Annotated in this window: 18 protein-coding genes and 1 pseudogene; 12 read left to right on the top strand and 7 right to left on the bottom strand. The window is 58.4% G+C overall.

Translation table 11 applies throughout. The annotated features are described in order from the left end of the window. The first annotated feature begins 7 nt into the window (after positions 1-7). Genes SLT36_RS24690 through virB11 form a run of 7 tightly spaced genes read left to right on the top strand, consistent with a single transcriptional unit; the run spans position 8 to position 5,560 of the window. The gene (locus tag SLT36_RS24690) at positions 8-682 is read left to right on the top strand and encodes a type IV secretion system protein VirB5 (protein WP_027056321.1); all 675 of its coding nucleotides are present in this window, start codon (positions 8-10) and stop codon (positions 680-682) included. 57 nt (positions 683-739) lie between these two features. After that, positions 740-1,627, top strand: coding sequence for a type IV secretion system protein (locus SLT36_RS24685; protein ID WP_027056320.1), 888 nt, complete (start codon positions 740-742; stop codon positions 1,625-1,627). 26 nt (positions 1,628-1,653) lie between these two features. Beyond that, a complete protein-coding gene (locus SLT36_RS24680; protein ID WP_080680416.1) occupies positions 1,654-1,812 on the top strand; it encodes a type IV secretion system lipoprotein VirB7 in 159 nt (52 codons plus the stop codon). Then, positions 1,809-2,522 carry a type IV secretion system protein VirB8 gene (locus SLT36_RS24675; protein WP_027033433.1) on the top strand — a complete coding sequence of 238 codons (714 nt, stop codon included), beginning with the start codon at positions 1,809-1,811 and terminating at the stop codon, positions 2,520-2,522. Before SLT36_RS24680 ends, SLT36_RS24675 begins: the two co-directional genes overlap by 4 nt. Then, on the top strand, positions 2,519-3,400 hold the full coding sequence (locus tag SLT36_RS24670) for a TrbG/VirB9 family P-type conjugative transfer protein (protein WP_027056319.1): 882 nt from the start codon (positions 2,519-2,521) through the stop codon (positions 3,398-3,400). The genes SLT36_RS24675 and SLT36_RS24670 overlap by 4 nt, the downstream gene beginning before the upstream one ends. Further along, positions 3,397-4,536 carry a type IV secretion system protein VirB10 gene (virB10, locus tag SLT36_RS24665; RefSeq protein WP_027056318.1) on the top strand — a complete coding sequence of 380 codons (1,140 nt, stop codon included), beginning with the start codon at positions 3,397-3,399 and terminating at the stop codon, positions 4,534-4,536. Before SLT36_RS24670 ends, virB10 begins: the two co-directional genes overlap by 4 nt. Beyond that, entirely contained in the window at positions 4,520-5,560 is a 1,041-nt protein-coding gene (gene virB11, locus SLT36_RS24660) for a P-type DNA transfer ATPase VirB11 (RefSeq protein WP_027056317.1), read from the top strand. The genes virB10 and virB11 overlap by 17 nt, the downstream gene beginning before the upstream one ends. A gap of 119 nt (positions 5,561-5,679) precedes the next feature. Here virB11 and SLT36_RS24655 read toward each other — a convergent pair whose 3' ends face one another. The 6 genes and pseudogenes from SLT36_RS24655 to SLT36_RS24630 form a co-directional block, all read right to left on the bottom strand. Then, a complete protein-coding gene (locus tag SLT36_RS24655; protein ID WP_143977248.1) occupies positions 5,680-8,223 on the bottom strand; it encodes a two-component system VirA-like sensor kinase in 2,544 nt (847 codons plus the stop codon). A 978-nt stretch (positions 8,224-9,201) separates the two neighbouring features. Then, positions 9,202-9,813, bottom strand: a pseudogene (locus SLT36_RS24650) (ISKra4 family transposase); the annotation flags it as partial. A gap of 254 nt (positions 9,814-10,067) precedes the next feature. Further along, positions 10,068-10,955, bottom strand: coding sequence for a dihydrodipicolinate synthase family protein (locus SLT36_RS24645; protein ID WP_027056313.1), 888 nt, complete (start codon positions 10,953-10,955; stop codon positions 10,068-10,070). Between the two features lie 18 nt (positions 10,956-10,973). Further along, on the bottom strand, positions 10,974-11,612 hold the full coding sequence (locus SLT36_RS24640) for a LysE family translocator (RefSeq protein ID WP_027056312.1): 639 nt from the start codon (positions 11,610-11,612) through the stop codon (positions 10,974-10,976). An 84-nt stretch (positions 11,613-11,696) separates the two neighbouring features. Further along, the gene (locus SLT36_RS24635; protein WP_097572440.1) at positions 11,697-12,386 is read right to left on the bottom strand and encodes a B3/B4 domain-containing protein; all 690 of its coding nucleotides are present in this window, start codon (positions 12,384-12,386) and stop codon (positions 11,697-11,699) included. A gap of 397 nt (positions 12,387-12,783) precedes the next feature. After that, positions 12,784-13,536: a carbonic anhydrase gene (locus SLT36_RS24630; RefSeq protein WP_027056310.1), complete on the bottom strand. Its 753-nt coding sequence runs from the start codon at positions 13,534-13,536 to the stop codon at positions 12,784-12,786. A 681-nt stretch (positions 13,537-14,217) separates the two neighbouring features. On the opposite strand from SLT36_RS24630, the gene SLT36_RS24625 reads away from it, so the two are divergent. Beyond that, positions 14,218-14,862 (top strand): acyl-homoserine-lactone synthase, encoded by a 645-nt coding sequence (locus tag SLT36_RS24625; RefSeq protein ID WP_006329186.1) that lies wholly within the window; start codon positions 14,218-14,220, stop codon positions 14,860-14,862. A 456-nt stretch (positions 14,863-15,318) separates the two neighbouring features. Then, positions 15,319-17,142: a glutamine--fructose-6-phosphate transaminase (isomerizing) gene (glmS, locus tag SLT36_RS24620; RefSeq protein ID WP_143977247.1), complete on the top strand. Its 1,824-nt coding sequence runs from the start codon at positions 15,319-15,321 to the stop codon at positions 17,140-17,142. Between the two features lie 974 nt (positions 17,143-18,116). On the opposite strand, the gene SLT36_RS24615 is transcribed toward glmS, so the two are convergent. Beyond that, positions 18,117-19,280, bottom strand: a complete 1,164-nt coding sequence (locus SLT36_RS24615; RefSeq protein WP_167514784.1) for a porin — start codon at positions 19,278-19,280, stop codon at positions 18,117-18,119. A 1,345-nt stretch (positions 19,281-20,625) separates the two neighbouring features. On the opposite strand from SLT36_RS24615, the gene hemN reads away from it, so the two are divergent. The 3 genes from hemN to SLT36_RS24600 all read left to right on the top strand — a co-directional run bounded on the left by hemN (position 20,626) and on the right by SLT36_RS24600 (position 25,255). Next, entirely contained in the window at positions 20,626-21,951 is a 1,326-nt protein-coding gene (gene hemN, locus SLT36_RS24610) for an oxygen-independent coproporphyrinogen III oxidase (protein WP_143977246.1), read from the top strand. 222 nt (positions 21,952-22,173) lie between these two features. Next, positions 22,174-22,563 (top strand): hypothetical protein, encoded by a 390-nt coding sequence (locus SLT36_RS24605; protein ID WP_027056303.1) that lies wholly within the window; start codon positions 22,174-22,176, stop codon positions 22,561-22,563. A 661-nt stretch (positions 22,564-23,224) separates the two neighbouring features. Further along, positions 23,225-25,255 (top strand): conjugal transfer protein TraG, encoded by a 2,031-nt coding sequence (locus tag SLT36_RS24600; RefSeq protein WP_097572446.1) that lies wholly within the window; start codon positions 23,225-23,227, stop codon positions 25,253-25,255. Positions 25,256-25,301: the final 46 nt, after the last annotated feature.

The raw sequence follows: 25,301 nt of genomic DNA, 5'->3' as shown, positions 1-25,301 counted from the left end.
AATATTCATGAGATTTCCCACGCTTGCAGCAACGACGCTTGCCGCTTCCTTTCTACTTAGCGGACAGGCCCGGTCGCAATTTGTCGTCATCGACCCGGCGGTAGTAACACAAGCGGGCTTAACAGCGGTTTCCACCGCGCAGATCCTGATAAAGTCAGCCCAGACGCTCGCTTCCACGATGGAAATGGTGGAGATACTAAGTTCGTCATTCGGTGTCACGGGGCTGCTAAGTTCACTGAACCAAGGAAATCACTACCCGTCGGGCAATCAGCTTGAGAGGCAGATGTTTGAGGGTCAGGCGCCAACTTCGATTAAAGCGCGTGCAATTGCGGACAACCCAAACCGGAAAGTCGACGGCACGGATTCGGAAGCGAAACTGTTACAGGGACAAATCGCTGGTGCCATCAATGCCGCAGCTCTTGCAGCCGACACTCTGGGCGTAATGGACAAGCGCCTTAAGGCCAATGACAACACGCTTGGTCAGCTTTCCCGCTCGGGAAATATTGTGCAGGCCACCGTCACCAACGGTCTGGTCCTCAAGCAGATTCATGATGCGATTATCCAAAATGTCCAGGCCACGAGTCTGCTGACGATGGCCACTGCACAAGCGAGCCTTCACGCCGCAGAGGAGGCCGCGATGCAGCGTCGCGAACGCCAGGACACCGCCAGAATGTTTGAGTAGCGACGCTTAGTTCATCCGGCTCATCTGCGCTGATCAGGGGCAAATAAGGTTCACGCAATGGTTTTCAGAATTCCTGCGCCATTCACGGCCATACACGCGATCTTTCATGGGGCCTTTACGGTGGGGCTGCACAAAGTGATTGGAAACGTCCAAGAGGCGGTCAGTGCGCCTCTGGTTGCGTGCGTCACGCTCTGGATCATAATCCAAGGCTTTCTGGTCATGCGCGGTCAAGTCGACGCGCGCGGAGGTATCTCGCGCGTAGTCACGGTATCGATTGTCGTCGCCCTCATCTTAGGGCAGGCCAACTATCAGCTGTACATTGAATCGGTCTTCGACGACACGATTCCAAAGCTTGCCCACCAGATCAGCGGAAGCACCTTGCCCTTCATCGGTATCCCCCAGAAGCTCGACGTAATGTTCGCTGCAAGTCAGAGTGCCTTTCAGCGGATTGCTTCCGAAATTGGGCCAATGAATCAGCAGGACATACTTGCCTTCCAGGGAGCGCAATGGATTTTGTACGGCTCGCTCTGGACAGCGTTCGAGATCTATGATGCCGTTGGAATTCTGACGAAGGTGCTCCTGGCGATCGGCCCCCTCGTTCTTGTAGGCTATCTTTTTGATCACACTCGAGACATGGCTACCAGATGGATCGGCCAACTGCTCTCATACGGGCTGCTGCTTGTCCTCCTCAACATCGTTGCAACGATAGTTATCGCGGCCGAATCAGTCGCGCTGGGAGTCATGCTTGCGGTGATCAAATACAAGGGTACGACAGCAGCCAAGATCATCGGGCTTTACGAGCTCGATATGCTTTTCCTAGCTGGTGACGCTTTGATCGTCGCGCTTCCGACGATCGCCAGCAGCATAGCCGGCGGTTCTTGGGCAGGTGCGAACCAATCTCTTAGCAGCCTCAATCGCCGCATTGCCAAAACGGCAGGTGGTTAATCAATCGACAAGCGCGGTACCTCAACATGAAATACTATCTACTTTTGTCAATACTGGCTTTGGCGGCCTGCAAGACAACCGATAAGCTTGCGACCTGCACGGGTTCGCCATTCCAACTGAACGTGGGACAATGGGAAACCTCCCCTGAAGATCTTCAAGTCGAATGTGCGAAAGAGCCCAAGTGAAATTTCCTGAACATGCCCTTCTGGTGGAGAGAGAAACGCTAGCCGCCCACTATAAGAAGGTGGAAGCGTTTCAAACTTCACGAGCGAAGTCTGCGCGGCGCCTGTCAAAGGCCCTCATAGCCTTTGCGGCAGCGGCGGTCCTAGGAAATGTTGCGCAGGCATTTACCATCGCTGCCATGGTCCCGTTGGCCAAGCTCGTACCTGTGTTCCTCTGGGTACGCCCGGATGGAACAGTTGACAGCGAAGTGTCAGTCTCTCGACTGCCGGCAACCCAAGAGCGAGCCGTCATAAATGCTTCGCTGTGGGAATATGTACGCCTACGCGAGAGCTACACAGCCGATTCCGCCCAATACGGCTATGACCTCGTATCCAGTTTCAGCGCACCGGCTGTGCGGCAGCAATATCAAGATTTCTTCAATTATCCGAATCCCACCTCGCCGCAAGTCACAGTCGGCAAGCTCGGCAAGCTCGAAGTCGGGCATATTTCCTCAAACGACATCAGTCCGGACGTTCAACAGATCCGATACAAACGCACCCTTTCCATCGATGGGCAGATGCCGCTGGTGACCACCTGGACAGCAACCATCCGCTACGAGCGCCTGACAGATCTGCCTGCCCAATCAAGGCTCACCAATCCGGGAGGTCTACTCGTCACTTCCTATCAAACCTCGGAAGATAGCGTGTCGAACCTGGGTGACGTGCAGCCATGACAAAAAGAGCGTTTCTCGCCCTGGCCTGTTCACTACTCTTAACGCTGGAGGCTTCCGCGGAAGACACCCCGCTTGCCGGCAAGCATGATGCGCGGATGCGCTACTTGGCTTACCGTCCCGACGAAGTGGTGCGCCTGTCGACCGCGGTGGGGGCAACGCTGGTCGTCACATTCGCGGCCAACGAGACCGTCGCAGCCGTGGCCGTTTCCAATAGCAAAGACTTGGCTGCGCTCCCACGCGCCAACTACCTGTTCTTTAAGGCCAGCCGGATCCTGCCGCCGCAGCCGGTCGTCGTTCTGGCCGACAGTGAGTCCGGTACCCGCAGATATGTCTTCAGCATTTCAACGAGAGCGATGCCAAAACTAGATGAGCAGCAACCTGACTTATACTACAGTGTGCAGTTCACTTATCCCGGTGATGAGGCCGCTGCTTTGAGACAGGCAGCAGAAAAGCGCTCGATTCTTGGTCAGGCCCGGGCAAAGGTGCTGCAGGAACAGAGGGTTCAGGATTTGTTGAATCGGCCCGGTACAACTGCCAGTTCCGACGAAAGCAATTTTCACTACGTCGCAAAGGGCGATCGATCGCTGGCGCCGCTGCAGGTTTTCGACAATGGCTTTACCACCGTATTTGGCTTCGCAAGCAATTCCCGTATACCCTCCCTCTACATTATCAATCCCGACGGCAAGGAAGCCGCTGCCAACTTCACAGTCAAAGGCGACTATGTTGAAGTATCCGCAGTCGCCCGGGAATGGCGTCTGAGAGATGGCAATACGGTATTGTCGATTTTCAACAGGGCATATGATCCTGTTGGACAAGCGCCGGGGACCGGTACAGTGAGACCCGACGTGTGGCGCGTTTTGAAAGGCTCGGGCCGATGAATGAAACCGGCCCACAGTCGGGACACGATGTAAATGCATCCGGATCGTTGGTCTCGGAGCCGGCCCGCCGGCATGTTTCGGGATCACAGAAATTGGCCGTCGCCGGTCTTGTTCTCATCTCATCTCTGTCGCTCATCTGGCTCGGAAGTCGTCCCAGCACACAAGACGAACCATCTCAGCCAAACCCGCCAATTTCCCCGAACGCCGAGCCGTTCCGCCCCGTGCCTATTGAGCTTGCTCCCGAACCTCCAGCACCCGCAAAGGCGGCGCAGGCGGCAGATCCTGCGCCATCCACGCCGCAACCCGCGGCAGCTGAACCGCCGCCCGAGGAGTCACCAATTTTCGCCTACAGCAGCAGCAGTCAAAAGCCCGACGTGGCTCAGCGGAGCGAAGACGACCACAAGGATGCTCCCGCGACCGCGGATGAGATTTCGATCGGTGGCGACCTGTCGGGCCGATTGAAGCCAGACATACAGGAGCCGAGCCGGGCCACACTTTTGCCGCACCCTGATCTCGTGATTACTCAGGGAACGATCATTCCTTGCCTTTTGCAAACGGCAGTCGACACAAATTTACCCGGTTATGTGAAGTGCGTCTTACCTAAAGACGTCCGCGGCGCCACCAACAATGTCGTGCTCTTGGATCGTGGGACGACCGTGATTGGCGAGATCCAGCATGGTCTCGAACAGGGGGATGCGCGTGTCTTCGTGCTGTGGACGCGCATCGAAACACCTGACCATGCCCTCGTTTCGATAGCATCGCCGGGCGCTGACGAGCTCGGCCGCTCCGGAGTGCCTGGCACGGTGGATAATCACTTCCGGGAACGCTTTGGCGGAGCAATGCTGATGAGCGTCCTTCAAGGCGCGTTCCAGGCGGCCGGTCAATACGCGGCGAGCTCTGGCGGAGGAAGCGGCATCAACAGCTTCCAGAGCAATGGCGGACAAGCCGTCGAGACGACACTGAGAGCGACGGTCAACATCCCGCCAACCCTGAAGAAAAACCAGGGAGATGCTGTATCCATCTTTGTGGCTCGCGACCTCGATTTCTCGGATGTATACGGTCTCACGGCAACCGTCGTGGCGCCAGCCCCCCAACATCGCCAACGCCGGAGAGACAACAATGCGATCGGAGGCTGACCCTCAATTGCGTTTGCTTCTCGACCCCGTTCTGAAATGGCTTGAGGAGCCGAGGACCGAAGAGGTCGCTATCAACCGGCCTGGGGAAGCGTTTGTGCGACAAGCCGGCGTCTTCACGAAACATCCGCTACCACTAGGTTATAACGATCTGGAGGACATCGCGATTCTCGCTGGAGCGCTGCGCAAGCAAGATGTCGGACCGCAAAGCCCCCTCTGTGCGACTGAGCTGCCGAACGGAGAGCGGCTGCAGATCTGTTTGCCGCCCGCTGTTCCCTCAGGAACAGTAAGCCTGACGATACGGCGTCCTTCAAGTCGTGTGACCGAACTGAAGGAAGTTTCTTCTCGCTACGAATACTCACGCTGGAATCAATGGCGGTCACGAAAACAGCGCCAAGAGCGGCAGGACCAAACTATTCTTCAGCAATACGACGATGGTGACTTGGAGAAGTTTTTGCAAGCGTGTGTTTCGGGACGGCTCACGATGCTGCTTTGCGGACCTACTGGAAGCGGCAAAACGACAATGAGCAAGACTTTGATCAACGCTATACCCCCGCAAGAGAGACTGATAAGTATCGAGGACACGCTGGAGCTTGTAATCCCGCACGAGAACCATGTCCGGTTACTCTATCCGAAGGACCGAGCAGGCGTAGGTGCGGTGACAGCCGAGCAACTGCTGCAAGCGAGCTTGCGCATGCGCCCTGACCGAATATTGCTCGGCGAGATGCGCGATGATGCTGCATGGGCCTACCTTAGCGAAGTCGTCTCCGGCCATGCGGGATCAATATCAACGATCCATGGGGCTGATCCGGTCCAGGGCTTCAAAAAGCTCTTTTCCCTCGTCAAGAGCAGCCCGCAAGGAGCCGCTGTGGAAGATCGAACGCTTCTTGACATGCTGTCGGCTGCCGTTGACGTCATTGTGCCGTTCCACACCCAAGGTGACCTGTACGAGGTGGGAGAGGTATGGCTCGCCGCCGATGCCCGGCGACGGGGAGAGACAGTAGCCGACCTCCTTAACAAGCACTAAGGCTAGAACAACGTCTCGGGATCGATAAGTCCATTATGATGCGACGCGTCGTTTTGTTCTGCTTCGATGTCTTTTGCCAGGCCTTCTCACACTTGCATAGAATGAGCGAGTCGGCGGCATCACGCCATCATCATTATACGAATCGCATGCTCTATTGTCCTGGACGAGACCGGTCTCGCTAGCCGAAGGACGAAGGCCTGATTGTCAGATGTGACCGGCGTGGGGTCGATGTCACCGATGACTATGAAAGGCACCGTCATGATGGCCGGGCATACGGACTCTGCCCGTCCTCGCTCGAGGAAAGGCGTCTTCGCCAAAATCAGCAGGTCAGCTGCCTTCCCGCTCTCGATCCAGCCGCAAAGACTTTCGAAGGTCGCGAAGCCGATCGGCTCATAACCCAGCGCGGCGATATTGTCCTTGTGAATCTCCAACTCTGCTGGATCGGGCTCCACGACTGCAATGATTCCGCCGTTGGCCGGTGATCCGCTGTATGGGCCGAAAGTGACGTCAGCGCTGACTGGCTCCTCCTCGGAGGCTGGCAAGTAGATATCAAAGCGCGTACCTCGGCCAACAACCGAGGTGACGTCTAGGTATCCTGCGAGCGCGCTCACGTGCCTGTCAACTGCAGCAAGACCTAGCCCGGTCCCGCCGACGAGAGAGCGCGTGGTAAAAAAGGGCTCAAAGACATGCGGAAGTATCGAACTTGCGATTCCTGGGCCATCGTCGCTGATGGAGAGGAGAACGTAATCTCCAGGTCTCAAGGTGCCCTGAGCCAGCGGCTTGGTTTGGCACACCTGGGCGCGAGAAACGCTAACCTCGACGCGGCCCTCGTTCAAGACAGCCTCCGACGCGTTCTTGCACAGGTTCATGAGAATCTGCTGCATCTCGGTTGGGCTGCCCTCGACCACCGTTTGCCACTCGTTGATCTTGAAGTTCAACTGAACACCCGCACGAACTGTAACCCGCAGCAATGGCGCAAGATCCATGACAATTTCGGAGACGTTGAAAGGCACTGCAACGCGCTTGCGGTTTCGGCTGAGTGACAAGATCTGGTCAACGATCAGCTTGGCGCGGTGTCCAGCTAAGATGATTTGGTCGATGTGGTTCCGTATTCTGGAGGGGCGACGCACCAGACCTTGGGCAATTTCTGAATATCCGATTATTGCGCCTAAAATATTGTTGAACTCATGTGTGGCGCCGCTTGCGATCGTGCCGACGGTCCTCAGCCTTTCCACCTGCTCCCATCGACTCACCAGAAGGTCGCGTTCGGCATTTACACGTTGCATTTCAAGATGGTTGCTCAAACGCACAATGGCACTGGCAAGAACCCACAGGTCGCCTGCTGAGGGGAGTGAGCGATCTCGTTCAAAAACAAGGATGCAAACCACAGCCTGCTGATCGGAGGCCCTGCAAGCAACAATTTGACAAACACCGGAAGTGTCTAGGGCGGTGCGAACCATTTCCGCCGCCGGAACGACGCGAAACACTGGCCGTCCGGCGCGGACAAGTGAAACGACTTCATCAAGAAGCGCGACGTTCCAGACACGCATGCACGTGTTCGTCACAAAGCACTCGGTATGCCTGCTGAGACTCGGATCCACCTGAGCAAGCGCGCAGTGATCCGCGTCGAAAGCGCGTTGAACAAGTCTAAGCGCTGCTTCCGTTGAAAAGCGCGGCGACCCGTTCTTTGCTTTACTTTCGTTGAAGCGAGCTTCGATCTCACGCATTGCCTCTTCAAGCTCCAGCCGCCTTTCCAACCGGTTCGTCCGCACATGCAGCCTGAAGGCCCGAATGATCGCAAACAAGCAGAGGCATATGGACACCGAGCCAAAGAAAAGTCGTGTGCGCTGCGCTTGCGCGCTGGCCAAGCTGTAGTCTTTCAGATATTCGCGCTCCAGTTCGGCGGCCTTGGCGAACGTGTTAAAGGATGCGATCCGATCGGCTGCGCGGTCCACTCTCGACAACGCGGACAGGATAGCGCGGCCGTTGCGGACAACATCGTGGGTGGCTTGGTCCTGGCTCGGAGGAAGTCGGCTGAGAGACTGATCGATCTGTGATGCGAGGCTGAATCCCGGTAGTCTGGCCGAAAACTGAAGGATCAAATTGGAGAGTTCAAGCCTGTTGGACGGCGCCCCCTCAAGGCGATTAACCGAGCGAGCAAACCGTACGAGAGAGCTTTGCAGAAGCTCATTTTGCGCAGCCGCTGCCGAGATGGCAGCCTCCGTGTTCTCGACGGACTTTTTGAGCTGTGCAAGCAACCTGGAGTGCGCTCCGGAGCTCTCATCGGGCGAAATCTCGGCAAGGCGTTGCAAGTTTGTAACGTTCCTTTGCAATGCTTGGAGGGTAGAATCAACGGGGCGGAAGTCCAATACCATGTCGGTTCGAGCGCGGGCGACATCGCGCTGGAGCAATGCGTAGTTGATCTGAATCGTTCGCAGTTCACTTAGGACCGCCTCGTCGACCTGTGGGTCCTGCCTCTGTATCCCGAACAAGAGCGCAAACGAGGCCGCCAGGGCGATTACAAAAACGTTGTCGGTACTGAGCCTTTTTTCACAACGAAACGGCGTTTGATGCGCGGTGCGCGCCTTGCGAAAGTCCGATCTGAATTCTAGCTCCTCATTGCTTCGGTGTGCGGCCGGATGCTGCTGGAACAGGAAAACCATGTGTACCTCTCCCCTCATAAAGACGGCTTAGACACCGTCGCACTTTGCCCCCGTGGCCCCGCTGACCCTCCGTTGAATTTCGCGGCGATTAGACTTCGACCGTTCTCCGAACTCTGGCCACTCGCGAGCTCGACGCGAACGTGGAAACTGAAGGCACGGCGTTACGGCACGTGAGAAACTGGGCTATCCGTGAATGCTGATTTGATAGTTGTTGAGAAGGGAAGGCACCAATGCCAGGCTGACACCGCGTGACGGATTCAATCGAGATTTGCCTGTTTTCGCGCGGCGAGTCGAACCACGCCGATGTTGAAGGTACCGTTGAGTCTCGTCATAATGACGGCAGGAACCGAATACTCGTGAGCCTTCGTTGCGTCAGTCCGCTCAAGCCATCACGCACGCGGCAGAGCTAACTTCCGGCAAGAGTTTCATAGCTGGGCCAACAAATTGCGCTCTATGCCTGACCAGAGTAAGCAGGACGTACGTACGATCGGCATGATCCCCGAGGAGCGTTCGCACTTCATCTCTTATCCGGTGAAGGATAGCCCATTGAGCAGCTCACCATCGGTTATGAGATCGAGGCGACACACAAGGCGGGCAACCGGTCGCAGTATTCGGAACTGTCTTCCGAGAGATCATGGAGGGACAGACAAGCCGCACGCTGCAGCAGCCTGGGGATGACACCGGTCGGCCAGCCATTATGCCGCTAACCCGCTTGCGATCTCTGTGCATTGTATCTCCTGCGTGCAGCCCCTGCATTAAGCCAGCGTCGACGACCAGAGCCCATGTTCCACCAAACAAGGGTTAGCTTTCAAGAAGCTGATTGAACAAATTGATTGTTTGGATCGCACGCATCCGAACAATGGATGCAGCTAAATGCAGCGGCGGTTTTCGTTAGATGCGAGCGAGCGTCTCTTGGCAAGAACCACCGCGGGGCGCGGGCGAGGTGAGGGGCTGCACGCCAAGCGCGTCGGGACGGTCATCGAGGATCTGCGTGCGGGTTTGCAGCAGAAGATGTGCGCCGATCCTGCTCCACTGCATCTGCCGCTTGTTGGCGACCCGCTTGGAACGGCGTTGACGGTGGCCTTGACGAGGGCCGAAGAGATGCGATCTCCGGACCGCTAACGCTCGCCGTAATTAATCAGGCTGGCACTGTCGGAGGCGATGTAGGCCTGGTGAACTCGCCGATGGCGGTCAGGAACTTGCGCATGTTCGGCTAGCCTGTTTCGAGACCTTCCGCGTCGAATTGCAGGTCGGCGATTTCGTGACGGGCCCGATAGACGTCAACATGCCAGAGATGCCATTTGATCCTGCGCAGAGTTTCGAGCAGGTCCTGTCCGGTCTGCTCGTCCTGGTTTTCGAGCCCTTGCACGAACTGCCGAAGGACCCTGATGCGCACGGTGATATGGAACCAGTCGGCGATTCTTCCCCACCGTCGGTGATGAGGGTGATATCCTGATTGGCTTGGACGGGCTGCTTCTTGAGATGGTCGAGAATGCGCCGTTGCGGCTCGCGATCATAGCCATAGACGAAACCGATGTAGCGCGGAGCACCCTCTTCAGGCAGCGAGCGGCCTACGATCAGCTCGAAATTCTACTTCCGGTCGTTTGGTCGCGGATGAAAGTTCGATGCGGCTGCAGAACGCGTTTGCGATGGCCGCCCATCTTCCCGGCGCTACCGGAGCACGATAACGTTGCGACCATTTCACCACCGAAGAGACCGCAAAGCCAAAGCGCGACCAACCCGATCCAATTCTGCGCCGCCTAACTTCCATCTCGAACGGTGCGCGGAACGCCCGCGCGCCGGGTGCCTAACTAGCAGTGGCACTGGGCATGCCCTGTGCTCGGCTATTCGAGCTTCTCCAATGCCTGCCTAATGTCATCTCCGGCGTCCTCCGGCAACGGCAAAATAGGGCGCGGTGGCTGGACGTGCGCCAGACCGAGGTAGTCGGCGATGACGAACATAACGCGGAAGCTGCCGTAGTGTTTGAACAAGGTCCAGAGCGGCCCGAAAGCGCGGTTCAACCGACTGGACTCCACCGCGTCGCCGGACTGCGCTGCACGCGTCAGCGCAAGCGCCGGGACCGGCAGCAGACCTGCCGCAACGCTGTACCAGGTGTCACATCCGGCAAGCAGGGCATCCGCCGCGCCCCAATCGCCGCTGTATCCGATTGTGAACGTGTCAGGCGTCATCGACCGCAAACGTGCCAGTTCCCCCGCGTAATCGTCATTTGCCGCCAGAGGCATTTTCACCGCGACGATGTTGGACACCTCCGACAGCCGGGCGATCAATGCGTCGCTGAATGTGAAGCGCGTGGTGCTTGGATTGTTATATATGCACAAAGGCAATTCCCCCGCCTCGGCCACCGCGACGAAGTGCTGGAAGACTTCGTCCTCGTTCAGGGGAACGTAGGACATGGGTGCCAGGAGCAGGCCGTCAGCGCCAGCGGATTTGGCATCGCGCGCCAAAGCCTGAGCTTCATCGGTACGCAATGCACCCACACCCACGACAAGAGGCGTTTTGCCGCCGATGCATTCCACGGCAGCCTGAACGGCACGCTTGCGTTCTTCCCTGGTGAGGTAAGCATAACCGCCCGTGCTCCCCAGAAGGCCGATGGAGTCCGCTCCGGCGCGTTGAATACGCTCGAGAAAACGAGCCAGACCCTCGGTGTCGACATGCCCTTCCGCATCGGTTGGCGTAAGGGGGAACGCCGACAGGCCGCGAAACAAAGTCATCATCCATTCCTTTCGAAACTACATACGGGAAAGCAGCATACGCAGCCCGGCGAACGCGAAGAACATCGCCAACAGACTTTCGATCCAGCGGCGGCAGCGGCGATATAGAGCCACCATAGGCGGTGTGGAGAAGACAATGGCGTAGCCGCAGAATATCGTGACACTTAGGATGGCGCAGCCACCCAATATCGCCGCGATGCTTTGCCACGATGAATTCGGGCCGATCCCCAGCGTGACGAGCGCGATCCATGCCAGCACGGATTTTGGGTTCGCCAAATGCATCAAGAGGCCCTTCCTATAGAGCTCACCCCGCGAAAGAGCGACTTGGTCGGTCGATGCGCGCACCGCCAGCTTCTCGTCCGACGTAAGCGCCGACCGTCCCGCCCTGAAGGCGAGGAATAGCAGGTAAAGCCCCCCGAAAACCTGCAGAACGAGCAGTGCCTGGGCGTACCTGGCCAACAGGGCGGAGATGCCGGTGGAGGCCATAAAACCCCAAAAGATCGAGCCACTGACGACGCCGGAGGCAAGCATGAGCGCAGCACCTCTGCCGCGCGCCATCGCAACCCCCATAATGCGCATGTTGCTCGGGCCGGGGCTCCCCGCGGCAATGACATATGCAGCAAAGACGATGAGCAACTGATGGAGATCGACATTCATTCTCTCAGCCCTTGATAATCTCGATCGGATCGATCGCGCCGGATGCCCCGGGCGGCCAGCGATCCGCTCGCTCGACCGGAAACCTCATCCGGCGATGGCAATTTCTTGGCTCGCGATTTTGCAGCCAGGCATCAAGGCATTCAGCCCTCCGACCATGGCATCCGTCGCCTCTGCCAATGCATCGTCCGGCATGGTCTCCAACGCCTCCAGTACGAACCACATCCGGCCTGTTAGGGTCTTCAGGCGGGTTCGAGTGCCCTGTCGCCAGTTCCAGCGTCGGCAGGTGACGCCAATGTCGTCGCGCCAGATGACCTCACCGGGCAAGGGAGGATCGTTGACCGCCTCTCCATTCATCATGGTGTCGAACGTCTCACTCCCGTCAGCGATCGTCAGGTGGGGTCTTCCGACATAGGCGTCAAAATTCTCTCCACCCACCGGGACTGCGTATTTCAGGCTGATGGCGTTGTAGAGATCGACGATCGGGTTGATCGTCGAAAGAGTGCCGTCTTTCAGAACCCGCTTTCTGAGGGCCTGGGCTGAGCACGGCGTACGGTTAGGCTTCGCGCCAAAGACGACGTAGGCGTCGGACCAACTCGCCAGATGAGCTTCTGCCCAAGCCGGGCCATCCGCCAACGCGCAATCGCAGGCTTCACCAAGCAATCGGGGATCGAAACGTCCTTCTCCAGCTGAAGTGGCATCGACGTAGACGCTCACGGCTCTAAATCCCGATGCAATATTCTTAATTCGACCGTCGATGATGGGACCCTCAAACATCCAGGCAACTCCATCAGTTCGAGCGCAAGCAATCCATGACCGGCGCGACCAGTCACGATCGCTTCCCTGACTGCAAGCCAATATTGCAGTTCACTGGTCCAAACTAAACTGCCACTTTTGGAGATTTTAATTGGTCCAGTATAAGGAGGGTTCTCGCAGCACGGGAGCGACGCGTCGAATTTATCAATCCCTGATCAAGCAGATCCAGGCCGGAGTGTACGGGTGTCGGTGACGCCACCCAGTTCTCCGCAAGCAAGCGGCCCACAAGTTCCCATGATCCGGTCATGCTGTTGTGAACCCTAGGGCATTATCGTGATGCCAGCGCCACCATGGTGGCGTCGTACTGTTTGAAACCCCCCGATTGTTACCGCGGTTTTGCTTGACGCGCGCGATGACCTTAGCTGAGGCCTAGGATGAAGCGCCGATTGGAGGGACGGATCGACCGCGCGTTAGATGCGTAAAGCGTCGTAAACCGCTTGATGTCTGCGGTGTCGACCTCGACCGGTTCCATTGCAACCATCCACTCCACGTTTTCGGTGCAGGGCGGAGTCGTTAATGATCCCTCATAGGTCCAGTAGCCGAGCGAGGCTGGCAAAAGCCCGTTGGGATCGAACTCGTCAACTGCCATCTCCTCGCCGGGCCGGGCCGGAAAGACCTTGGCGAGACCGGCAAAGCTGATATTTGTCGCGCCAGGCGTAAGAAGGGCGCTCAGCACACCCAGAGTATCGCTCTTTGTGTCTTTATGGACAAAATGCGCTTCCATCGGGAAGCTCATGCCCGCCACGTGATGCTCGCTCGGCGCGTGGAAATGCAACTGTGCCAGTTGGTAGACGCGATCCCCGCGGGTCAAGGTGCTGCCTTCCGGCATGTTGATTTGAATGGTGTGGCCGTTGTTCACCATCCTGCCGCCGCCCTTGAGCCAACTGATGTCGATGCGCGGTATATCCGCCTTTACCGTGCCGGCGATGTCGATGGGTGACTGCTGCCTGCCCGCCGAACAGGCGAAATTTCTCGTGTCCAGATCGGCCCAATGCTCCGGCCCGACCGAGCCGCCATATCCCCAATGGGCGCTGGCCGCACGCGCGGTCTGGGCGCAGATCGGGCACACGCCCAGCGCGATGAATGCTCTAATCAGGTTACGACGATGCATATTGCCTCGCTCCTTGATGCGAACCTTATGTCCTTGCTTCCAATTGGTGCAGTCAAGGCACAGCCGCAAGGGCGGGCGTAGGTTGAGCCGCGCCACCAGCGTACACGCCAGCCAGTCCTCGTCGAACTGGTAAACTGGAAGAAGCGTCGCCGCCGGCGATCGTTGGAGGCTACGCTCGCCGGTCCGTGGAAATGGCTGGCGACGTGGCTCAGATTCACCGTGCCGCCGCTGATCAGGCCAACAACCAGCACAGCCGGCGTCGCCGGTCCGGCTGTTACTCGGCGGTATGTGGCGCGTAACGTTGAAGCGGGAATGTCGGGCAGGCAGTGCATTGCAAAGGATCCCCTCTTTGGCGAGACGAATTCCTCCATTCCAACTGATTCCCGACCTCTCGGCCACCCACTGTGTAGCCTGCCCGCCACGCTCTCCAAGACCATAAAGGCATGGATAAAACGCGCGAATACGCCTTGGAAAGCAGGTCTCAAAGGGCAAGGGGGCCTTCCATCTGGAAAATGCCAAGCAAAGCTCGCGTTCGGACGATCCATGCGGTTGCCAGGCTGGCTGCCTCCGGTCAGGCGAGATCCGGATCCTTCCGCGAGGATAGCTGTAAACGTCCACAGGCTGCATCGCTGTGCGCTTTGCCCTTCGATGGCGGGAACACAACCCGCACGGAGGCGACGAATGATTCAGCTGATCACACCTGGCCTCTACAGCGAATTCGCAGGCGAGCTCAAAGAGATGCACGGGCTCAGATATCGGGTTTTCAAGGAGAGGCTCGATTGGGAAGTTCAGACCGGAGGCGAAATGGAAACAGACACCTTTGACGACTTGAAGCCTGTCTATCTGCTGCTCAAGGGATCCGATTGGCGAATTCGTGGCTGCGTGCGCCTCTTGCCAACCACTGGGCCGACCATGTTGCGCGACACATTCCCGGCGCTGCTGGGTGAAGCTGTGGCGCCCGCGAGTCCCGACATATGGGAAAGCAGCCGTTTCGCGCTCGATTTGCCCCCATCAACGCCCAAGGCGGCAGGCGGCCTTGCCCAAGCAACCTACGAGCTCTTCGCCGGCATGATCGAATTCGGCTTGGCTAACAATCTCACCCGGATCGTGACGGTGACCGATACGCGTATGGAACGGATCCTTCGCCTCGCAACGTGGCCATTGTCGCGTATCGGAAAGCCGCAGCCCGTCGGCAAAACGGAGGCGGTGGCCGGGTTTCTCGAGATCTCTCACGCCAGCCTGTTGCGCATCCGCTGGAGGGGACGTCTGAATGGGCCGGTACTGTGGCGACCGATTCTCGGCCTGCCGCACGGCCCATGCGGATAGCTAAGACGTGGTGCGTGGCCCCAGGGATCGGAAGAGGGTTTGCTTCTCGTCGCCGAAAGGAGTCATTGCGTCCGGCCTGGAGAAGCAAACCGAGGAATGATGCATGAAGCAGCGTCCGCACAATTGAACGGCGAGATCAAAGAGTGCGCTGGGACTACCCATTCGCACTCGGCCCAAGTATTCCCCGTCTCCTCCGGCCGGCTTGCATGCTATTAACGCAGGTGAGGGCGCCGGCCATGATATGCGCAGCCCGTTGAAGGCGGAAGCGTACGCCCCGGTTCACATCACCCGCATTGGACTGAGGTTTAGTTCATCCATGGCGTGGATGATGGCTATCCCAACAATCAATTTTACCGAACTGACTGGATTCCATTAGAAGAATCTAACTGAGCGCATGCCGGGCGGCGTCCCTCGTCTGCGTCGGCTAAGGCTGCCGGGAAGAATTCGGAGAAGAACATGTGCGGAATTGTTGGCATCGTTGGGCAACAGCCGGTGTCGGAACGCCTGGTCGACGCATTGAAGCGTCTGGAATACCGCGGCTATGACTCGGCCGGCATTGCGACGATCACCGAGGGCACCTTGCACCGCCGGCGCGCGGAGGGCAAGCTCGTCAATCTCGAGAGGAGGCTCAAGGAAGAGCCGCTGGGTGGTACCATCGGCATCGCCCACACCCGCTGGGCAACCCATGGGCCACCGACGGAACGCAATGCACACCCGCACTTCACGGATGGTGTGGCCGTCGTCCATAACGGCATCATCGAGAATTTCGCCGAACTGAAGGACGAATTGGCGGCGACGGGAGCCGAGTTCCAGACCGACACCGACACTGAGGTCCTTGCGCATCTCTTGGCAAGGCACCGCCGGGAGGGCATGAGGCGTGGTGAGGCGGTGCATGCCATGCTGAAAAGCGTCAGGGGTGCCTACGCGCTTGCCATCCTCTTTGAGGATGATCCGTCGACCATCATTGCGGCGCGCAATGGACCACCGCTGGCGATCGGTCACGGCGACGGCGAGATGTTCCTGGGCTCCGACGCGATCGCGCTTGCTCCATTCACGAATGAAATCACCTATCTCATTGACGGTGACTGGGCCGTTGTCGGCAGGACGGGCGCTGATATCTTTGATTACGACGGCCACCCCGTCGCGCGTCCGCGCCAGACCTCCGTGGCCGTGGCCACTCTGGCCAACAAGGGCAGCCATCGCCACTTCATGGAGAAGGAAATCCTCGAGCAGCCCGAGGTCATCGCCGATGCGCTCGGTCATTATATCAATTTCATCGAAAATGGTGCCGATGCGGTTTTTGGCATCGACTTCGCCAAGATCCCGAGCTTGGCGATCTCTGCCTGCGGCACCGCATATCTCGCCGGGCTGATCGGAAAATACTGGTTCGAGCGCTATGCGCGCCTGCCGGTCGAAATAGATGTTGCATCCGAATTCCGCTATCGCGAGATTCCGTTGTCGCCGCAGTCTGCGGCTCTGTTCATTTCACAGTCGGGCGAAACCGCCGATACGCTGGCATCGCTGAGGTACTGCAAGCAGCTTGGGCTGAAAATTGGCGCTGTCGTCAATGCGCGCGAATCGACCATCGCTCGGGAGGCCGATGTGGTCTTTCCGATCCTTGCCGGCCCAGAGATCGGCGTCGCCTCCACCAAGGCCTTCACCTGCCAGCTAGCCGCTCTTGCCGCACTCGCCATCCACGCAGCCAAGGCCCGCGGAACCGTGACCGAAGATGAGGTGCAGGCGCTCGTCGAGAGCCTCACCGAAATGCCGCGCCTCATGAGGCAGGTACTGGACAGCATCCAGCCGGAGATTGAGCTTCTGTCGCGCGAACTGTCAAAGTGTCATCATGTCCTTTATCTCGGCCGTGGCACAAATTTCCCACTGGCGATGGAGGGTGCGCTGAAGCTCAAGGAGATCTCCTACATCCACGCCGAAGGCTATGCGGCGGGTGAATTGAAGCACGGTCCTATCGCATTGATAGACGAGAACATGCCAGTGATCGTCATCGCGCCATATGATCGCTTTTTCGACAAGACCGTCTCCAACATGCAGGAAGTGGCCGCCCGCGGAGGGCGCATTATCCTTATCACCGATGGAAAAGGGGCATCCGCATCGAAACTCGATACGATGCACACGATCGTGCTGCCGGCCACCGACGAGATTATCGCGCCGATGATCTTCTCGCTGCCGATACAGCTTCTTGCGTACCACACGGCGCTCTTCATGGGCACAGATCTCGACCAGCCACGCAACCTGGCAAAATCAGTCACCGTCGAATGATGTTACGCCTTCATTAGTCGCAACGCTCGCCCATTCGGAAAAAACTCCAAGCACTTCAACCGGCGCTCAAGCGCGCCGCTACCGCCTTGCCGTTATTTGCTGGAGCATGCCGTTTAGCGACGATTGGTTATCCCTTTGGCCTCCCCTCACACTGCTTGGCTGTGCCTACGGGCAAACCCGGTCGAGAAAAGCATCGAATACGCAGCAATAGCGCTAACCACAAAGCGATCCTCCTGCCGCATGCGGATAAAACCCTTCGCTGTCCACTACTTCGTCCTCGCTCGATGATTGCGGCTCGCCGCGGTCTTCGTCGGTGAGACGGTTGCCCTTTGACTTTGCCAGGCGGCCAGCTGCGATGTGCGGGCTGTAGGAATCCCGTGTAACCTCGTTCTAGATCTAACGCTCACCGATAGGCCCGGCCAGTCGCAAGAGGACCGGGCGATGATCGGACACTTCCAGGAACCGCTCGATGGTTCGGTCGAGCGCGAGGATCATGAAATAGATTGGGCGAGATAAAGACATGGTCGATCAGCGACTTGAAGGGCGCCTTGACGCAGGTGATTTGCTTGTCCGAAGCATCCTGCGCGGCGAGCGCGGTCAGGCCGGCGGCGGTCAGCGCGGTCTCCGGAAGCCAAGGTTGCATTGAGTCGCCGCCGATTCAGTCGTTATCGAAGCTGGGATACTGGGCGAGTTCGGCGATTGCTTCGGCGATCACGCGCCCACCAATCTGCCGGCGGCCTCCACCGTGTCGCCGGACTGCGCCGCACGCGTCAGCGCAAGCGCCGGGACCGCCAGCAAACCTGCCGCAACGCTTTACCAGCTGTCACTCCCGGCAAGCGGGGCATCGGCGGCGCCCTAATCGCAGCTGTATCCGATTGCAAACGTGTCAGGGCTTATCTGCCGCAGGCGTGGCAGGTCCCCCGCATAATCGTCATTCGCCGCCTGAGGCCACCGAGATGAAGCTCTTCCTCCCGTTAGAATGAACGTTCGAAACGGAGGATGCCGCCGACACTGCTCTTTTTGTTGGCATTAGCCCAGCTAATGGAAGGGTCGACCTTGCCGACGGCGAAGTCGCCGTAGCGGTCGTAGTCGAGTTCGGCTGTAATTGTGAAATCTGCAAGAAACGCATAGGCAACGTTTGCAGCGACACCATAGTTCCTGAGATGATCACCTGAGAGCTGAAGATTCAACGAAGTTGTCTCATTGAGCTTGTAAGTGGCGCCGGCCCAGAAAGCCCAGTTACCGCCCCAACTTTTGTAGAACCCGCGACCATGAGCGTCGATTGCGTTAGTGACGTCATCGTTGAGCTTGCCGCTGGAGCCGTAGCCGAACATTCCGAATAGCGAGAGTTGGTCGGTAACATCGACGTCGATGCGGACCTTGCCGGCGACCGATTCGTAGTTGCTATCATAAGCGACAACGCCGGTGATCGCGCCCCAGTGTTGTGTGTATTTCACTCCGCCGACTAGGTGCGGAACGTAGCTGTCGATGGTGCCGACCAGGCCCGAGCCTTCTTCGAGTGAAACCACAGCCGAAAAGCCGTTACCGGCGTCAAAGTAGTACTGAACCACATTAGTATCGAAGGCGCCGTACGGGATAAGCATCTGATTGAGCACGTCGCCCGCGTAGCCAATAAACATGTCGAAGGCGGACCAGTCCTTGCCAACTCGGAGGCCACCAAGCTGAACCCAGGCGAAAGTCAACGTGATGCCTTGGCTGAAGGCATAGTATCGAGGACTGTCCGAACCGGAATAGGCGGTGTGCTTGCCGTAGGTCATGCGGGTCTCGATGTAGGTCTGCAATGTACCGAGTTCGGTCTCTTGCCCTGTCCAAGTTTTGAATGTGAAGCGCGTGTGGTTTTGCCATATGCCCTGGGCCTCGCCAGTCTTCACATCCGTGGTTCTGGCTTGGTCATACGATACGACATCGCCGAGGCCGATGTCGTAACGGACATAGCCGCCGATGCGCAGGCAGGTCTCGGTGCCGGGGATGTAGTAGTAACCAGCGCCGTAAACGTCGCAGATCTTGACGTATTCAACGGGCTCAGGCTCGGCCAGGACGATGGCGTCGGCGGCTCGGGCACAGGAAACGGCGATCAGGGCCGCAGCTGAGCCGAGCAGGAGGCTCCTGATGTTCATTCTTGATCTCCGTTCAAATATTGAAGAAGGGGACGTCAACGAACGAGCCAGCCCTTCCTGTCCCCAGAATCGAAAACGATTCACATCGCGCTGCGCCTATCGCAGTGTGACACGCGGATCATAATAATTATTCAACAACAGGGGCGATGAAGCTGAAATCATACTTCCACACGATAAGTTGTTGTTCTCATATCACCTGCTTGAAATGCCCGGGGAGGAATCAAACACTTCCGATTCGATCGCCATGATTATCTCCGATAGCTGCGGGCGTACCGTCACAACGGCTTCGAAAATCACCCCGCAAGTGACGTGCCAACCTCACGACCAAGCTACGATTGACACTCAAGTTTGCCGTCGGACCTTGGTTTGCGTTTCCTTTTTTGCTCTGAGGGTCAAGCTGAGCACGAAAAGCAAATGTTCGGACATGGTTCGTCTGTTCGCTTCGCGACAGTATCGTTCAATGGCGATATCTTTTGTTTGTTTTGAGCCTCGACATTGTTGACATCATGCGAGTGCACCGCTCGGTACGTCAGCCGAGATGCCCCACTGATGCCGACATGCCTAGGCGTAAGCGTCCTCGTTAGGGCGAAGGGCCAACCTCGGCGGTGGCGAGGTGCACCAGCTTTCCAGCTAGTCCGGACAAAGTGGTTCGGAAAGGCGGGAAGGTCGAGACGAGCCGTTGTAAGCCCCTCTCTGAATCGGAAGCCGTGCATGGGCCATTTTTGTTTTTACGGAAGCACATGCGAATTCGCTCGATTGTCAGTTGCGAGCGATGCTTGAGTTGCGCTTTACTCCGGCGCTTTGCCGGGCCACAGGAGCGCGATTTGTCGGTGATCATGCGCCTGGCGTAGCGCTACTTTCTAAATTGGTTCATCAGGCTTGCAGCCTTGGCAGGGGCGGACCTGGACGGTCTCCTCGAGCACAATTCCCGCTCTGACAGACGGTGCGCCACAGGCAAAGCCTCGTGCCGGCAATTAATACGACGAACTCATCGAGATGCCAGGTATCGCTACGTGACGCCGTCTTACGCACCAGCCGGCGAGCAAAAGTCTGGTCCCAACGCCGAATCGACTGGTCGGATGGGGCATGCTGCGTTCCATCGGACGCTGAAGGGAGGGGATAGGATAGGATAGTAGCACCAAACGGTGTGCGGGAAAGTCTCGACGGGAAACCCATGGCGCTTGTCGCTGACCAGCGCGTGCTCATACCATCGCTGTCCAGCCAAGGCTGAATGGAGCTATCGCTGCGAAATAATCGGGCCCAAAGCGGACCGGACTGATATAGCGCAAAGACACAGGAGAGCGCAGTGGTAAGGATGGAAGGCAACAACATGGGACGGTAACTGTTGCAGACCACAAAACATCGCGAAGCCCGCCTGCCTTGGTACACCATCTATCCGACTGTCGCGGAGTTCTCTGGGGCGGTCGGCGCCGACGCTTATGAGGAATGGCTCAGGAACCTACCGGCTAACGATCCGGCGTCACTCTACTTGCACGTTCCGTTCTGCCGATCAAAGTGCTGGTATTGCGGCTTCCCCACCACCATCACCCGCCATGATGCGCCGATCGTTAATTATCTGGCGGCGCTGCGTGACGAGATACGTTTGGTCTCGGAGCACGCGCCGCAGGCGCTGCCCGTGAGCGATGTGCATTTCGGCGGCGGAACGCCAACTCTCATGGGGCCAGTTGAGTTCCTCGCCCTGACGGAATTCCTGCGCCGCCACTTTGCGCTTGCGGAAACAGCTACGATCGCCGTCGAGATCGATCCACGCACGTTCACGGCCGATATGGCCGAAGCCTTGCAAGCAGCCGGCGTGAACCGCGCGAGCCTCGGCGTGCAGAGCTTCGATCCCATTGTTCAAAAAGCGATCAACCGGGTCCAGAGTGAGGCGCAGACGGCGGCTGCCGTCGAAATGCTGCGTCGGCATGGAGTGACAAGCATCAACTTCGACCTCATCTTTGGTCTCCCGCATCAAACGGTGCAGTCTTGCGTCGAGACCACGAGGGCGGCGGTCGCCATGCGCCCCAACCGGCTTGCGGTGTTCGGCTACTCGCACATTCCGTCCTTTATTAAGAATCAGCGCCTCATCCAGGAGGCATCGCTTCCGGGCAGCGCTGCCCGCGCCGAACAGGATGCGGCCATTGCCGTGACGCTGATTGCCGCCGGCTACCGAGAGATCGGGCTCGACCATTTCGCCTTGCCGGACGACGATCTCGCGCTGGCACAGAAAACCGGTCGCCTGCGGCGCAACTCGCTGGGCTACTCGGCCGACACCTGCAAAACCCTGATCGGTTTCGGCGCGTCGGCTATCGGGCGTGTCGGCGAGGGCTACGTCCAGAACGAGGTTACACGGGATTCCTACTGCCGGCACATCGCAGCTGGCCGTCTGGCGACGTCAAAGGGCTACCGTCTCACCGAGGAAGACCGCGCGCGAGCCGCAATCATCGAGCGACTAATGTGCGATCTCGAGGCCGATGTGCCGGCAATCTGTGCCGCCCACGGATCTGATCCGATCCATTTTCTCGATTCAGCCGAACGCTTGGCGATGCTTGCCAAGGACGGGATTGTGGACATCGAAAAGGGTTTTGTCCGCGTACGGCGGCAGCATCGCTTTGCGATGCGCGTTGTCGCTGCCGCATTCGACGCTTTTCTCGACCGGGTTGCCCGCTGAGTCAGCCAAATAAGTGTGAGGAGGCCAAGGCGACGCCGAAGCGAAATTTGACGCCCATGCGGTTTCCTTTCTTCGAGGTCACGATTTCACAGCCTTCGCCGGCGTAGCAGGCCTCAAGCGGCTTCCCGCCCTCGAAGAAAGCCACGAACGATCAGTCGCCGACACCTGTGAACAAGCCGTGTGCGACATTGCAATCATCCATTTATTGGCTCAACTGCCCACATGGCCGTGAATGAACTGGATTTGTTGGTTTTCCAGATGGCAGTGGAAAGCGTCCGCTCACTCTGCTTGAGCTTCAATGACAAAGCGGCGGAGATAGCCGCGAGGAGCCGCGGAAACCTGCTTTTCGATGTGCGGATCGATGATGACGCCGAGGTCCAACGGCTCGCAGCCATCCGATATCGAGGCGGGCAGATTGGTGTGCTGGCGTTGGACAGACAAGGCCTTATTAGCCGCTACTGCGTCGTCGACGATACCTTCTCCCGCTTCATTGCACCGTTGGAGAATTGGACCAGCATGCCGGTGTCAATGCAGGCCAAAATCGATGTCACTCACCATGCCGGCCTCTTCCTAGGCGCGTTGCGAAATGCCGGTCATATGCTTGGCAACTAGGGCTGGCGGAACGCATCTGTGGATCTTTGCATCCGCCTGGGCGTTTGAGCCGGCGGCTCATCGAGGTTCTGCAGCGCGCGGATGTGCCACGGCCGGGGTGATAGCCGCCTCTGCCCAACAGATCGCCGGCGAGGGCTTGTCGGACAATGAATGTCGTCAATTCACCGTCCGAGAAATGGTGTCTGGCTCACAAGAAGCACAGCGAATTGAGACTGAAACGCAGTCCAGCTGGGAAACCCAGCGCGAAGGCCGGAAGGTAACTTATCTGCGATAGAGGCAACGGGAAGGCGCCTTCCACTTATAAGGCAGCGCCCAATATGTCGGTACTCGCCTGAGGAATTCCCATGGCGGGCAGGGCTACCTCGCGATCCGATCTCGATAGGCTTGTTGTACCTCAGACCGGACTCGATGTTCAGAATTTCCTCAGCGGCTTGCCCGCACGCCACCGCCGCTCCCCGACCACGTGCTCACGATAGGCACGACCGATAGTCCCCTCCGACTTAGCAGTCCTCGGGAATGCGCGAATATTGATACACCTCGAAGGAGAGCAACGGCGCGCCAAACAGCCTCTCATCGCACCAAGTCGTACATAGGGCGCATTCCTGTTCCGGCCGTCCCGGGCGATGCTCGATCCATCTCTCCAGAACAGCGGAGCAAGCCAGTGACGCCCACGAAGCTTCTGATTGGGCAGATCGCCATTGTGTTCGCCATCGTTCTCCTCGGCGTGTGGGCTGCCACGCAATGGTGCGCTCATATGCTAGCCTTTCAGGAACAACTCGGCGCGCCATGGTTTGTCGCGGCTGGCTGGCCGATCTACGAGCCGTGGAAACTGTTGGAATGGTGGTTCCAATTCGATGCCTATGCGCCCGAGGTATTCGACAAGGCGGGCATGCTTGCGGGCACCAGTGGATTCATGGGCTGTGCCGCTGCGATCGCTGGTTCCCTCTGGCGCGCGCGCCAGCGCGGCTTGGTCACCACCTATGGCTCCTCTCGATGGGCGGCGACGCGGGAGATCGAGAAAGCAGGGCTGTTTCAGCCGGCAGGCGTCTTCCTCGGCAAACTGAAGGACCGGTATCTGCGTCATGACGGGCCTGAGCACGTCATGGCCTTTGCGCCGACACGTTCCGGCAAGGGCGTCGGACTGGTTGTCCCAACCCTTCTCTCCTGGTCCGGCTCGGCCGTCATTCACGACATCAAAGGCGAGAACTGGCAGCTGAGCTCCGGCTGGCGGTCGAGGTTCTCGCATTGCCTTTTGTTCAATCCGACTGATCCGCGATCGGCCCGCTACAACCCGCTGCTGGAGGTACGCAAAGGTTCGGACGAGATTCGCGATGTCCAAAACATCGCCGACATTCTAGTCGATCCGGAAGGCGCGCTGGAGCGGCGGAATCATTGGGAGAAGACCAGTCATTCACTCCTGGTGGGCGCTATCTTGCACGTGCTCTACGCCGAAGAGGAAAAGACTCTTGCCCGCGTCGCCACCTTTCTCTCGGACCCGCAACGCTCGTTTGCCGCGACTTTGCGGCGAATGATGACGACCAACCATCTCGGCGCGGCCAATAAGCCTCAGGTCCATCCCGTCGTGGCCTCGGCGGCACGAGAGGTGTTGAACAAATCGGAGAACGAACGTTCAGGCGTCCTCTCGACCGCCATGTCTTTTCTCGGCCTCTACCGTGATCCGACCGTGGCGGCGGTAACATCGGACTGCGACTGGCGCATTGCCGATCTGATGGATGCGGAGTGGCCGATGTCGCTCTATCTGGTCGTGCCGCCATCGGACATCTCGCGCACCAAGCCCTTGGTGCGACTGATCCTGAACCAGATCGGCAGGCGGCTGACGGAGCGCCTCGAGGGTGACCCAAAGAAGAGCCGCAAGCATCAACTGCTGATGATGCTGGATGAGTTTCCGGCGCTCGGTCGCCTCGACTTCTTTGAGACCGCGCTCGCGTTTATGGCCGGTTACGGAATTCGTGCCTACTTGATCGCGCAATCGTTGAACCAGATCTCCAAAGCGTATGGCGACAACAACGCTATTCTGGACAACTGCCATTTGCGAATTGCCTTTTCCTCCAATGATGAGCGCACGGCCAAGCGAATCTCGGACGCGCTTGGCACGGCCACGGAACTCAGATCCATGCGCAACTATGCGGGCCACCGGCTGGCACCTTGGCTCTCGCATGTCATGGTGAGCCGCCAGGAAACCGCCCGCCCGCTGCTGACACCGGGCGAGGTGATGCAATTGCCGCCCGCGGACGAACTGGTGCTGGTTTCGGGATTGCCCCCCATCCGGGCCAAAAAGCTGCGATACTATGAGGATCACAATTTCACCGAGCGGGTGCTGCCTTCGCCGGTGTTGCGCGACGGACCCTACGCGGACTGCCCGATGTCGCGGCCGGACGATTGGACTGGGCAAGTACGCGGCGTCGACCGTCGTCTTGCGTCCGACGATGAAAGCGCTGGCGCCGCGCATGCGGACGAGGGAGGTGTTCAGCAGCAGCGCCATCCTGGCCTACCCGAAGAACATACCGCCGTCACGCAGGAACCGGACCAGGACGATCTGTCCAGACCCGCAGACGATGATAGCGAGGCGATGGCGGACAAGCGCGTCATGGACCGGATCTCCACCGTCGCAGGTGCCTATGGCATCAACGAGGGAAGGGGCGATGATAAGGATATCGTCCCCGGCTTCTGAACGCTTTCCGCAGCTCGAGCGTATCTCAGCGTAGATAACGGCCGTA

The organism is Aminobacter sp. BA135 (genome assembly GCF_050859125.1).
In the GTDB taxonomy this organism is placed as follows: domain Bacteria; phylum Pseudomonadota; class Alphaproteobacteria; order Rhizobiales; family Rhizobiaceae; genus Aminobacter; species Aminobacter ciceronei.
This window is presented reverse-complemented; position numbering and strand designations above follow the sequence as displayed.